Source organism: Caballeronia sp. LjRoot34, from assembly GCF_964253815.1.
Taxonomy (GTDB): Bacteria; Pseudomonadota; Gammaproteobacteria; order Burkholderiales; family Burkholderiaceae; genus Caballeronia.
Window position 1 is genome coordinate 55,084 of the sequence record NZ_CAXUSB020000007.1, and the last position, 12,988, is coordinate 68,071.

Consider the following 12,988-nt stretch of genomic DNA (forward strand, 5'->3'; position numbering starts at 1 on the left):
GTGCAGCGTGCCCGCGTTCAGCAACATGCCGTCGTCAACGCTCCACGTTTCATAAAGCGATCCCGTTGAAAAACTGTGAATGTGCCGTCCCGCAATGGACGACGTTTTGACACCAGAAAAGGGGCACACCCAATGAGTACCCTACACAGCGAAATGAGTCCGGTGGTAAACCTCACGCGCAGACACGCGGTAGGAGTCGAGCGGACGAGCCATCCCGTGTACGTCGATTTGCTTCCCCCGTGCAATCACGCTTGCCCCGCTGGCGAAAACATCCAGGCCTGGCTCGCGCAGGCGCAAGCCGGACACTGGCACGCTGCCTGGGAGACGCTCGTCGCCGACAACCCATTTCCGGCAATCCATGGACGCGTGTGCTACCACCCGTGTGAAGGGAGCTGTAACCGGGGTGAGCTCGATAGCGCAATAAGCATCCACGCGGTCGAGCGTTTCCTTGGCGACCAGGCGCAGGCCGAAGGCTGGACAGTAGCGAAGGCGGCGCCAAGCGGCAAGCGCGTGCTCGTAATCGGTGCCGGCCCGAGCGGACTTGCGGCCGCCTGGCACCTGGCACGCCTCGGACACGAGGTGGAGATCCGCGATGCCGGGCCGGTCGCCGGCGGCATGATGCAGTTTGGCATTCCGGCTTACCGGCTGCCGCGTGAAGTATTGGCAAAAGAGATTGCCAAGGTGGAGCAGCTGGGCGTGAAGATCGTTCTCGATCACAAGGTCGAGGACATACTCGCCGAGCAGCAGGCCGGGCACTTCGATGCGATCTACATAGCGATCGGTGCGCAGGTTGGACGCCATATTGACATCCCGGCACGCGACGCGGCACGGGTGCTGGATGCAGTCTCGCTACTGCATACGACTGCCAGCGGAGAGAAGCCCCTTCTCGGGCGTCGTGTCATCGTCTACGGTGGCAGCGGCACCGCGATGGACGCGGCGCGCACCGCGAAGCGGCTCGGAGCGGACGACGCGATGATCGTCTACTACCGCGACTCCGCTCGAATGGCGGCCCAGCCATTTGAGGTCAAAGAGGCGCTTGCCGAAGGCATCAAGATAAAGTGGCTTTCCAGCATCAAGGACATCTCCGGCGAGACCGTCACGGTAGAAAAAATGGTGCTGGACGACAAGGGCCGCCCTCAGCCAACGGGCGAATACGAAACCCTGCAAGCCGACTCGGTAGTCCTCGCCCTGGGGCAGACCACGGACATCGGCTTCCTGCGCAAGATTCCCGGCATCGAATTCCAGCAGGACGGCACGGTGATCGTCGGCGATGACATGCAGACCGGGCGCACGGGCATCTTCGCCGGAGGCGATGTAGTACCGGCTCAGCGTAGTGTGACCAACGCCGTGGGCCTTGGCAAGAAGGCGGCGCGCCACATTGATGCCTGGCTTGCCGGTACGGTCTGGACACATCCGTCCACGCACCGTCTCGTGTCCTTCGAAGAGCTGAACCTGCCGCTGTACGCCGACGTCATCAAGGCGCGGGAACCCGAGTTGCCGGCGCCCGAACGCGCGGACTTCTCTGAAATCGTGGGCGGTCTCGACGAGGCGGCGGCCCGGCACGAGGCGCAGCGTTGCCTGTCCTGCGGCAACTGCTACGAGTGCGACCACTGCTACGCCGCCTGTCCGGAGGCGGCCATCGTCAAGCTCGGCCCTGGTCATGGCTACGACGTGAACCTGGACTTGTGCACCGGTTGCCAGGCCTGTTTCGAGCAGTGTCCGTGCCATGCGATCGACATGACACCCGAGGCGGCGGCAGCCACAGGATCTGCCCCTATTCCCAGCGAGAAGGAGTTGACCGCATGACGCGAGCGACGATGGATGCCAACACGGCGGTTGCCACGATCGCCTACAAACTCAACGAGGTCTGTGCGATCTACCCGATCACGCCTTCCTCCACCATGGCCGAGCTGGCGGACGAGTGGGCTTCCGCCGAAATCCCCAACCTGTGGGGCAACGTACCGGTGGTGCAGGAGATGCAGGCTGAAGGAGGTGCCGCAGGCGCCGTCCACGGAGCCTTGCAGTCCGGCGCGCTGACAACCACCTTTACGGCATCGCAAGGCTTAATGCTGATGCTGCCGAACATGTACAAGATTGCCGGCGAACTTACCGCGACGGTATTCCACGTGGCCGCGCGTTCGCTCGCGACGTCAGCCTTGTCGATCTTCGGCGACCACTCGGATGTGATGGCCGCCCGCATGACTGGCTTCGCATTGCTTAGTTCCGCTTCGGTACAAGAGGCGCAGGACAGCGCGCTGATCGCGCAGGCGGCGACGTTGGAATCGCGCGTGCCGTTCATGCATTTCTTCGATGGCTTTCGCACTTCGCACGAACTCAACACGTTGGAACTGCTAGACGAATCGGTTTTACGCGCGATGATCGACGACAAGCTGGTCCATGCCCATCGGGCCCGTGCGCTCAACCCGGAACATCCGTTCGTGCGCGGCACCGCGCACAATCCCGACACTTACTTCCAGGCGCGCGAGGCGGTCAATTCATTTCACGACGCGGTGCCCGGGATCGTCGAGCGCGCGATGCAACGTTTTTCAGATCTTACCGGCCGCCATTACCGGTTGTTCGAGTACGAGGGCGCCCCGGATGCGGAGCGTGTGCTCGTGCTGATGGGGTCGGGCGCCGAGACTGTGCGCGAGACGGTCAAAGTGCTCGTGGCCGCGGGCGAAAAGGTCGGCGTGATCCAAGTGCGCCTGTACCGCCCGTTCTCCGCGCAGCGACTGCTCGCCGCGCTGCCTCAATCGGTGCGCCGGGTCGGGGTACTCGAGCAGACCAAGGAATCCGGCGCCACAGGTGAGCCGCTGTACCAGGATGTCGGCACAAGCCTGTCGGCGGCATTCTCCCGCGGCGAACGTGCGACCCTGCCCCTTGTGATTGGCGGCCGCTACGGCATCTCCAGCAAAGACTTCACCCCGGCGATGGTCAAGGCTACGTTCGACGAACTCGCCACCGAGCGCCCACGCCACAGTTTTACCCTCGGCATCGAGGACGACGTCACCCACCTGAGCCTGAGGTACGACCCAGCATACTCGATCGAATTGGACAGTACCCGGCGCGCCGTGTTCTACGGGCTCGGCGCCGATGGCACGGTCGGCGCGAACAAGAACAGCGTGAAGATCATCGGGGAGGACACGCCGCTCTACGCCCAGGGCTACTTCGTCTACGACTCGCACAAGTCCGGTGCGCAGACCGTCTCGCACCTGCGCTTTGGTCCGGAACCGATCCGGGCACCCTACCTGATCCATCAAGCGCAATTCGTGGCCTGCCACAAGTTCGAGTTCCTGGAGCGGCAGGACGTGCTGCGGGCCGCCGCCCCCGGCGCAACCTTCCTGCTCAATGCCCCCTACAGCCCCGAAGAAGTCTGGGGGTACCTGCCACGGCCCGTACAACAAACAATCATCGACAAGAAACTCAAGGTATATGTCATCGACGCCTCCGAAACAGCGCGGGCGCTCGGGTTGGGGTTTCGCGTCAACACGATCCTGCAGACCTGTTTCTTTGCGCTCTCCGGAATTTTGCCTCGCGACGAGGCTATCACGCACATCAAGGAATCGATCCGCAAGAGCTACGGCGCAAAGGGCGAGCGCTTGGTCCAAATGAACTTCGCGGCGGTGGACGGGGCACTTGAGCGGCTGCACGAAATCGATGTACCGGCGACGGTGAATGTCAATGCGCACGAGCCCGCGCCGCTCGTCCCTCGGGAGGCCCCTATCTTCGTGCGCGAGGTCACGGCGCGCATGTTCGCAAACGAAGGCGACAGCATTCCCGTGAGCAAGATTCCCGCCGATGGCACGTTCCCATCCGGCACGAGCGCGTACGAAAAGCGAAACATCTCCGACACCGTGCCTCAATGGCGCTCCGACCTGTGCATCCAGTGTGGTCAATGCAGTTTCGTGTGCCCGCACAGCGTGATCCGCAGCCGCTATTACGACGAAAAACTACTCGAGCAGGCGCCGGTCGATTTCCCGTCGGCGACGATCAACACGCGAGGCTACCCGGACACAAAGTTCACGTTGCAGATCTATGTCGAGGATTGCACTGGATGCGGGCTTTGCGTTGAGGCATGTCCTGCTACCAGCCTGATCGAGCCTGACACCAAGGCACTGAATATTATCGACAAGCTGCCGATCCTTCAGCGCGAGCGCGACAACATCCGTTTTTTCGAGACGCTGCCGGTGAATGACCGGGCGCGCGTGGATTTCGCCAATGTCCGCGGGGTGCAGTTCCTGCAACCGCTCTTCGAATTCCCCGGTGCCTGCGCTGGCTGCGGCGAGACACCCTATCTGCGTCTTCTGAGCCAGCTTTTTGGCGACCGCCTGCAGATAGCCAATGCCACGGGTTGCTCGTCGATTTACGGCGGCAACCTGCCGGTGACGCCGTGGACCAGGAACCACGAAGGACGCGGACCGGCCTGGTCCAACTCGCTGTTCGAGGACAATGCCGAGTTCGGCCTGGGCTTTCGGCTCGCCGCCGACCAACACGTCTCGCTCGCCCACAAGCTGCTCAAGCAGTTGGCAGACCGGGTTGGCGGCGACCTCGCCCGCTCGATCATCGATGCGCCTCAGATACAGGAGTCGGATATTCGCGCGCAGCGCGAACGCGTCGCGGTGCTCAAGGTGAAGCTGCTTGCGCTCAAAGGCAAGGATGCGCAGGCCGACGACCTGCTCTCGGTGGTCGACCACCTGGTGAGGCGCAGCATCTGGATTGTCGGCGGCGATGGCTGGGCCTATGACATCGGCTACGGCGGACTGGACCACGTGCTGGCTCAAGGCAAGAACGTCAGCGTGCTGGTGCTTGATACCGAGGTCTATTCGAATACCGGCGGTCAGTCATCAAAGGCCACCCCTCTTGGGGCTGTCGCCAAGTTTGCCGCAGCCGGCAAGCGCACGCCGCGTAAGGACCTGGCACTGCAAGCCATTGCCTACGGCAACGTCTACGTGGCGCAAGTGGCAATGGGCGCAAACCCGCAGCACACGCTACAGGCTTTCCGCGAGGCGGAAGCCTACGACGGCCCATCTCTCATTCTCGCCTATAGCCAGTGCATCTCTCACGGCATCGACATGCGCCTTGGTATGCAGCAGCAGGACTTGGCCGCGGCGTCCGGCTACTGGCCGCTATTTCGCTTCAATCCCGCACTCAGGCAGGTTGGGGCCAATCCCTTCAGCCTGGACTCGCCGCGCCCGACGATTCCCTTCAAGCAATACGCGTACAACGAACTTCGCTATAAGTCGCTCGCTACCACGCGTCCCGCCGAAGCGGCCGAGTTACTCGCCTCGGCGCAGAAATGGGTGGATGAGAAATATATGCAGTACGCAGATCTCGCTTCCCGCGATGGCAGCCGCTTTACCCTCGAAGCACATCCGGAAGTTGTCGATGCAGCCAACGGCCAAAAGGAGCCAGCGTAATGAAAGTGACGTTGTTTACGACTCATCCGTTCGAAGAAGAGGCGTTCGAGCTCGCCCGTGAGGATACGGGAAGTGCTCACGCTCTGACGTATGTCAGCGCACCGCTCGACACCCGGACAGCCGAACTTGCGCGCGCAAGCGAAGTCGTGGTGCCGTTCGTCAATGACCGGCTCGACGCGCCGTTGCTGAGGCAACTGGCGGCCTACGGGGTGAAACTGATCGCGCTGCGTAGCGCCGGCCATGACAACCTGGATCTGGTCGCGGCCCGGCGGGAGGGGCTTCGGGCAGTCTACGTGCCGTCCTACACACCGCACGCCGTGGCCGAGCACGTGTTCGCGCTGGTCCTCTCGCTGCTTCGCCACGTGCCTCGTGCCTTGGCGCGGGTGCATGAGGGCAATTTCAGTCTCAATGGACTGATCGGTTCGCAACTGGTGGGGCGTACTTTCGGTGTGATTGGCCTTGGCAGGATCGGCCGGGTCGTCGCGGGTATCGCTGAGGCATTCGGTTGCGAGGTGCTTGCCTGCGATCCCCTGGCACAGGAGAAAAAGTGGCCGCTGTTGCCGCTCGACGAATTGCTCGCGCGAAGCCACGTCGTGTCGCTCCATGCGCCGCTCAACGCCCAGACCCGCCATCTGATCGACGCGCGCCGTCTGGCGTTGATGCAGGATGGCGCGGTCCTGGTCAACACCAGCCGCGGCCCGATCCTGGACACCCACGCGCTGATCAATGCGCTCAAAGAGGATCGCCTTGGCGGAGCCGCGCTCGATGTCTATGAGCGCGAGGCCGAAGTCTTCTACGTCGATCATTCCGACAAGGCTCTTCAGGACGACGACCTGGCACGGCTGCTGAGTTTTCCGAACGTTATCGTCACCTCGCACATGGGGTTCATGACCCGCGAAGCACTGGGCGAGATCGCCCGGACGACGCTAGCCAGCGTGGACGAATTCGAAAAAGGCAAGCCGTTGTCGCACGAACTGACCTTATAGGATGCCCGACATGAATCTCACGACACGCTACCTCGGACTGACCTTGCGCAATCCGCTGGTCGCCTCGCCCTCGCCGGCCAACGCCGAACTGGGTCACCTGAAGGCGTTGGAAGATGCGGGCATTGGCGCGGTGGTCTTGCCGTCGCTTTTCGAAGAGCAACTGTTGGCGCAGCGTGAAAGTATCGACGCAATTCTCGCGCAAGGGGAAGCCAATAATCCGGAGGCGCAGAATTATCATCCCCCGTTGGCGCTCGATGGCCCTTATGGCGTTGGGCCGCAGAGCTACCTTGAGCTCATTCGCGCAGCCAAGGCAGCACTCGATATTCCGGTATTCGCCAGCCTCAATGGCAGCACGCCCAGCGGCTGGACCGATTATGCGGCGCAAATCGAACAGGCCGGTGCCGACGCGCTCGAGCTCAATATCTACTACGTGCCGATCGACATCGAGCAGCCTGGATCGGCGATCGAGCAGCGCTACCTGGACGTGCTCGCCGATGTGCGCCGGACCGTCAAAATTCCTGTCGTAGTGAAGATGCCTCCGTACTTCAGCTCAATTGGAAACATGGCGCAACGCTTCGTCGATGCGGGGGCGAACGGACTCGTCATCTTCAACCGGTACCTGCAGCCAGACATCGATTTGTTACGCATGCAGCTATCGAGCGAACTGCAACTGAGCCAACCGGCGGAAATGCGACTTTCATTGTTGTGGACCGCCGTGCTTGCCGAGCGTGTGAAGTGTTCGCTGGCAGGCTCTACCGGTGTGGAAACCGTCGACGAGGTCATCAAGTACCTGCTCGCCGGTGCGGACGTGGTGATGACCACGGCTGCGCTGCTGCGTCACGGGCCGGGCTATATCAGCACGCTGCTGGCCGACCTCGATGCCTGGTTCGAGGCCCGGCAGGTAGGCTCGCCGGACAGCCTGCGCGGCGTGATGAGCCGCAGCCGTCTGCGCAAGCCCGACGTCTATGAGCGTGCGAACTACATTCATCTGATCGAGCGTTATGCGAGTTCGCATCGCAGATGATCTCAAGCGCGTGCGCATCAGTATTACGGTGAGAGGCTGACTAGAGCGTCCCCTGCAACGCCTTTCCAGCAAAAAAAGCCATCCGTGAAAGCTCCCTCGCCTTTATGTTGAAGTCATCTATCGTCCGTCTCGTTGCCTGGTCGGTGCGCCATCCCGCGCGAGTCGTTGTTGTGTCGCTCATGCTCGCCATTCTGAGCGGCTACTATGTCGTCCAGCACTTCAAGATCAATACGGATATCAGCCGCCTGGTCAAGGCGGACAAGGCGTGGTCTGCCCTTGACCAGGCGATAGACAAGGCGTTCCCGCAGCGCGCGCAGACGGTCCTCGTCGTGGTCGAGGCGCGCGCGCCCGAATTCGCCGATGCCGCCGCCGATACATTGAGCGCCGCACTACAGAAACAGAACAACGAATTTGCCGCCGTCACGCAGCCGGAAGGGGGCTCGTTCTTCGAGCACGACGGGCTGTTGTTCCTATCGCTTGGAGAGGTCCAGTCCACCACCGGACAACTCGTCAAGGCGCGCCCGCTTATTAACGCATTGGCCCACGATCCGAGCCTGACCGGCCTCGCCGGCTTACTGACGACAACCCTGTTGCTGCCGCTGCAGATGGGTGAGGTGAAGCTCAGCGACATGAGCCCTCTGCTGTCGCGCAGCGCAGCCACGCTCGATCGATTATTTGCCCGCCAGCCGGCGGCGTTCTCTTGGCGTGCGCTGGTCGATAAGGGTGTCTCGACCGACCCGGCACGTGCGTTCATTACCGTGCAGCCAAAAGTCAACTATGGCGCGCTCGAGCCCGGTGCGCGCGCATCGAAAGCGATCCGCGCAACCGCGGCGTCGCTGAACCTCGCGGCACGCTATAGCGCGACCGTGCGGCTGACAGGCGAACAGCCGCTCGCCGATGAGGAATTCGCCTCGTTGCAGGAGGGGGCTGCGCTCAATGGCGCCGCCGCTTTCGTCGTCGTGCTGGCGATCCTGTGGCTCGGGTTGCGCTCGGGCCGCATGATCACGGCGGTATTCATCACGCTGTTCGCCGGGCTCGTCATCACTGCGGCGATTGGCCTGATGATGGTCTCCGCGTTTAACATATTGTCGCTCGCCTTCATGGTGCTGTTCGTCGGACTCGGAGTCGACTTTGGCGTGCAGTTCTGCGTTAAATACCGCGAAGAGCGCTATCGCGACGACCGGCTCGCGGCCGCTCTGGTCAAGACCGCCCATAGCATTGGCGTGCCGCTGACGCTCGCCGCTGTAGCCGTCGCCGCGAGCTTCTTCTCATTTGTGCCGACCGCGTATCGCGGTGTATCGGAGCTTGGGAAAATTGCTGGCGTCGGAATGTTGGTCGCATATCTGACCAACATAACGCTGTTGCCCGCGCTGTTGAAAGTCTTCAATTTGCCAAAGGAAACGGTTTCACCAGGTTTCAAGCGACTAGCACCTGTCGACGATTTTCTCGACCGGCACCGCAAGCCGGTGCTAATCATGACGCTTGTGGTGGTAATCGGTGCGTCGCCACTGCTCACGCACCTGCGCTTTGATTTTAATCCTCTTCATCTGAATGATCCACATACCGAATCAATGGCAACGCTGCTGTCGTTAAAGGATTTCCCCGAAGGGGCGGTCAACAACGTACATGTGCTGGCGCCGTCACTTGCCGATGCTGACCGCGTCGCCACGCATTTGGCAATACTGCCAGAAGTCGGTCGTATCACGACGCTCTCCACCTTCATCCCCCCCGACCAGCCACAGAAAATCCTGCTGATCGCAAATGCCGCGAAACAACTCCTTCCAGCGCTAACCCAAACGCCGGCGCCGCCCGCGACTGATGCAATACGTGTGGCAGCATTGAAACGAGCGGCAAATCAGTTGGCGCTCGCCGCGGAGGATTACCCAGGTCCTGGCGCCATTGAGGCCAACCACTTGTCGGTCACGCTTCTAAAGCTGGCGTCCGCGGACGCCGCCACGCGCGAGCGCGCCGAAACGGTGATGGCCGGGCCACTAAAGATCGCACTCGGGCAACTGGCAGCCCTATTGCAGCCCTGCGAAATCACGCGTGCCACCGTACCGCCGCAAATCGTGCGTGACTGGGTTTCCGACGACGGCAGCGCGCTAGTCGACATTGCGCCGAAGGTCACGCCGGGCACCGATGCAGGCGACGATACGATGCTGCGCCGCTTTGCGTATGCGGTGAAGGCCGCCGAGCCCGGCGCGATCGGTGGGACCATCTCAATACTGCATTCCGCCGACACGATCATCAGGGCGTTCCTGGAGGCGGCGGGGTGGGCGTTATTGACGATGACGATCCTGCTGTGGCTGACGTTGCGGCACATGAGCGATGTATTACGCACGCTGATTCCGCTCCTGGTGTCGGCAACCGTGACGCTGGAGTTGTGCGTCGTATTCGGCATGCCACTCAACTTTGCCAACATTATCGCGCTGCCACTGATGCTCGGCGTCGGCGTCGCGTTCAAGATCTACTTTGTGATGGCTTGGCGCAGTGGCCAAACCGGCCTGTTGCAATCGAGCCTCACTCACGCCGTGATGTTCAGTGCGGCCACTACCGCGACCGCATTCGGCAGCCTGTGGTTGTCACATCATCCGGGCACATCGAGCATGGGACGGCTTCTCGCACTGTCTCTGTTCTGCATGCTGATTGGTGCCGTGGTGTTCCAGCCCGTCTTAATGGGTAGGCCGCGCGCAAAGCGCGCCTTGCGGAAATAAAACTGGGCCAACCCGGTTTTGGCTCTCGCTGCGCGCGGTGATTCTGATGTTCTCTAAACAGCCCCGGGCCGCACGTGCACGCATATGCTTCTGCGTTACATACCGGACGACTGCCAAGCCCAAATGCATGCGATGTCGTTGTTGGGAACATCAGCAACTACTTTCCGCCTTCTGCCCCGCTTCCGCTATGGCACCGTGCACGGGCGCGCGCTGGCCACCTTCCGCATACATGTAGGCGCAAAACGGATATTCGCCTTGCGCAGCAGCCAGGCTACTCGCGGCTTCCTAACGAAATTCCGCACGCCGCAGGAGCGTGAAGCCAAAATCTGGGATAGCAGCGTCCAAACCTGCCCAAATCTCATGTCGGAGCCAGACAGGTACAGCCGGTAGGCACGGATGATCTTGTTGGCATCGCCCGGTACCCTGCGCGCTTCATCGATATGCCCCCAAAGCATCCGTCCAATGCCACAGCGTTTTGATAGAGCGCTTGCGTAGGCACTCCGCGTGCACAGCTTTGAGCTTGCCCCTCGTCATGCTGTTCACCAACACGCTCACATGCATGAGTTGAACTTCCGGAAAGATATATTTTTCTGTGGACTTGTCCATGCCTCCGCGGAACTGGGCAATATCGGTACCGCCAGCGCTGATGCCGTAGTTCAGAGCTAGGCCACCTTGTCGAAGGGCTTTGATTCGTCAACGTCTCGGTAGTCCTGAAGGAGCATGCGTACATCGCCTTGCAGGCATTTTTGCTCGACAGGTTTGTTGGACGCGTAGGAACGTTGATTCTTGGACGGAGTGATGCCTGCCGCGTCGACTCCGTATTCACCGATCAACCTCACCTTTTGGACTGAACCCCTGAGGCCGAACCCTAGTCCATCCTCAGGGGTTCAGTCCAATCAACAGAGAGCTGACTGTGCCACGAGACCCCGCCCAACGATCGTCGGACAGAAAGTTCTCGATCTTCGCTTGCGTTCTTCTGGGTGACAAATTATCGCCTGATCGAAGAGGAGCGCGCAACGTTTCAGCGCATCGTAACCTACCTGCTCTTTGCATCACTTATAAATAAAGTCGTGCGGGCACAAAGACGAAGGGCGTGCCAGCATACCCGAAGCACCCGCAAGAGATTACATCCGTTCCTCGGCGGGGAAATTCCCAGCCGAATTGCCTCATATCGGTTGGGGCTAGCCGCAGGCGTCCGGTTTGACTTGCGTCAACTCGCGACCCATCCAGTTGCCTACGATGAGACACGAACTATTAACGAGCAAGGCTAAGGCAACTGTTGCCGCGAGTATATGCACTTGATATCCGACCTCCCGCATGCCGATTGGGACATCGCTGGCTACGCAACCTACCCGGGCGCAGAATGGTTTGTCGAGGCGTTCGATGCAAACTTCGTCACTGCGTGGGTAAAGGCACGTGCCGCGCCCGACTGCCTGCGTCCGGTTTCTATCGATGTCGGTTTTCCCCTAGAAGCATGTCGTCAATGTTCCCACCAGCACGCAGATTGCGTCGACGGCAACATCTGTGTAGATGATCTCAAGCATGAAATGGCTCTTTATCGGGCCGCTCGCGAGATGCGACCGGAAGTATGCGAAATCCACTTCTCAGCTGGTCTTGTGCTGCTACCAGACATCGCGTTGCAGCGGATCCACCACGCAATCAGCGAAAATTTTGAGCTTACGGCCAACGCCAACTTCACGGCGCGGATTGATTCGTCCTGTCGGGAAAAGGAAGCGCTTACTGTTTTGCATGAACTGGGCGCTACCATCGCGCACATTGGCAACTCCGGCGCGCAAGACGGCGATTTCGTGTTTGCCCGTGAAAAGGTGGTTGCCGCTCGTGCAGCCGGCTTTCAATCCATAGCGGTCGACTTCCCCGTCAATGGAGCGCGCAGGCCCGGGGAGACGCTCCAGGAACTCGTCGCTGCGTTGATCTCCTGTGGACCGACCCGTGTCGGGCTAAGGTATGCGAGTGATCGGGCTACGCTTGAGGCGGATCCTTCGGAAATGGTGTCGGAAAGTGGCCGCCGTAACTGGCATGAGGTGTCCAGCATGCTCATCGACGCAGGTTACCGATCTATCGCGACGAACGTTTTCGCGCTGCCCGTCGACACGCACGCGATTGCCCAACGCCAGGGGCGCCTGACACGCCAGCCCTACGGCTATTCGGCGCAGCCGGTAAACGTACTGCTCGCGCTCGGGCGGCAAACGATCGGCTACGTCGGCGCACTCTACTATCAGAATCAGCGGTCGCCTCAGCACTACTCCTCAATGCTTCGCAAGGGCGAATTACCCATCGAGCGCGGACTGTTTCTGACCCCGGACGATCTCGTGCGCCGAACAATCATCATGAGCGTCTCAACCAACCTGTTTATCGACATTGCCGCGATCGAAACCGCCTTTGGCATCGACTTTCGCCGTGTTTTCGGTGACGAGTGCGAGCAGCTCAAAAAATTGGAGCATGCTGGTCTTCTTACAATCGGACCAGACGATATCAGCCTCACGGCTGCCGGCGTTCCTGCCAGCAACCGTGTCTGCCGGATCTTTGACGTGCGTGCTCGCCTCTTAGTCGACAAAATGCCCAAGGGCGACCTACTGTGAGCGTGAAAAAACGGCATCCGCGCTCGACCAAGGTGGTGATCGCTCCGCGTTGCAAAATTTGGGGTAACGAGTATCCCGCCGATCTGTTGCGTGACACCAGCCTTGCCATGCTGCGATTGCATATCATCACTCGTGGAAATATGTCCATACACGAACCGCGTGGCTAGTAGTGTTGGATTTTGCGTGCCGTCTCACCAATCAATATCTTTTGCCGCAAACCATGCGCAATACGGCGACTAGCTGTATC

Annotated in this window: 6 protein-coding genes and 1 pseudogene; 6 read left to right on the forward strand and 1 reads right to left on the reverse strand. The window is 60.7% G+C overall.

All coding sequences use genetic code 11. The features are described from left to right. The first annotated feature begins 132 nt into the window (after positions 1-132). The 5 genes from ACSQ36_RS44730 (at position 133) to ACSQ36_RS44750 (ending at position 10,141) form a co-directional block, all read left to right on the forward strand. Positions 133-1,806, forward strand: coding sequence for an NAD(P)-binding protein (locus ACSQ36_RS44730; protein WP_436187239.1), 1,674 nt, complete (start codon positions 133-135; stop codon positions 1,804-1,806). Further along, positions 1,803-5,417, forward strand: a complete 3,615-nt coding sequence (gene nifJ, locus ACSQ36_RS44735) for a pyruvate:ferredoxin (flavodoxin) oxidoreductase (RefSeq protein WP_436187240.1) — start codon at positions 1,803-1,805, stop codon at positions 5,415-5,417. Before ACSQ36_RS44730 ends, nifJ begins: the two co-directional genes overlap by 4 nt. Further along, entirely contained in the window at positions 5,417-6,403 is a 987-nt protein-coding gene (locus ACSQ36_RS44740) for a 2-hydroxyacid dehydrogenase (protein WP_436187241.1), read from the forward strand. Before nifJ ends, ACSQ36_RS44740 begins: the two co-directional genes overlap by 1 nt. Before the next feature lie 10 nt (positions 6,404-6,413). Further along, positions 6,414-7,427 carry a dihydroorotate dehydrogenase-like protein gene (locus ACSQ36_RS44745; RefSeq protein ID WP_436187242.1) on the forward strand — a complete coding sequence of 338 codons (1,014 nt, stop codon included), beginning with the start codon at positions 6,414-6,416 and terminating at the stop codon, positions 7,425-7,427. Between the two features lie 104 nt (positions 7,428-7,531). Next, entirely contained in the window at positions 7,532-10,141 is a 2,610-nt protein-coding gene (locus ACSQ36_RS44750) for an MMPL family transporter (RefSeq protein ID WP_436187243.1), read from the forward strand. A 432-nt stretch (positions 10,142-10,573) separates the two neighbouring features. Here the strand turns inward: ACSQ36_RS44750 and ACSQ36_RS44755 are convergent. After that, a pseudogene (locus ACSQ36_RS44755) lies at positions 10,574-10,980 on the reverse strand (class I SAM-dependent methyltransferase). Positions 10,981-11,433: 453 nt separating this feature from the next. On the opposite strand from ACSQ36_RS44755, the gene ACSQ36_RS44760 reads away from it, so the two are divergent. Then, positions 11,434-12,741 (forward strand): hypothetical protein, encoded by a 1,308-nt coding sequence (locus tag ACSQ36_RS44760; RefSeq protein WP_436187244.1) that lies wholly within the window; start codon positions 11,434-11,436, stop codon positions 12,739-12,741. The last annotated feature ends 247 nt before the right edge of the window (positions 12,742-12,988 follow it).

Excerpts from the sequence above, each read along its gene's own strand:
- nifJ (WP_436187240.1), top strand. The coding sequence starts at position 1,803 with ATGACGCGAGCGACGATGGATGCCAACACGGCGGTTGCCACGATCGCC.
- ACSQ36_RS44745 (WP_436187242.1), top strand. The coding sequence starts at position 6,414 with ATGAATCTCACGACACGCTACCTCGGACTGACCTTGCGCAATCCGCTG.
- ACSQ36_RS44760 (WP_436187244.1), top strand. The coding sequence starts at position 11,434 with ATGCACTTGATATCCGACCTCCCGCATGCCGATTGGGACATCGCTGGC.
- ACSQ36_RS44740 (WP_436187241.1), top strand. The coding sequence starts at position 5,417 with ATGAAAGTGACGTTGTTTACGACTCATCCGTTCGAAGAAGAGGCGTTC.
- ACSQ36_RS44730 (WP_436187239.1), top strand. The coding sequence starts at position 133 with ATGAGTACCCTACACAGCGAAATGAGTCCGGTGGTAAACCTCACGCGC.
- ACSQ36_RS44750 (WP_436187243.1), top strand. The coding sequence starts at position 7,532 with ATGTTGAAGTCATCTATCGTCCGTCTCGTTGCCTGGTCGGTGCGCCAT.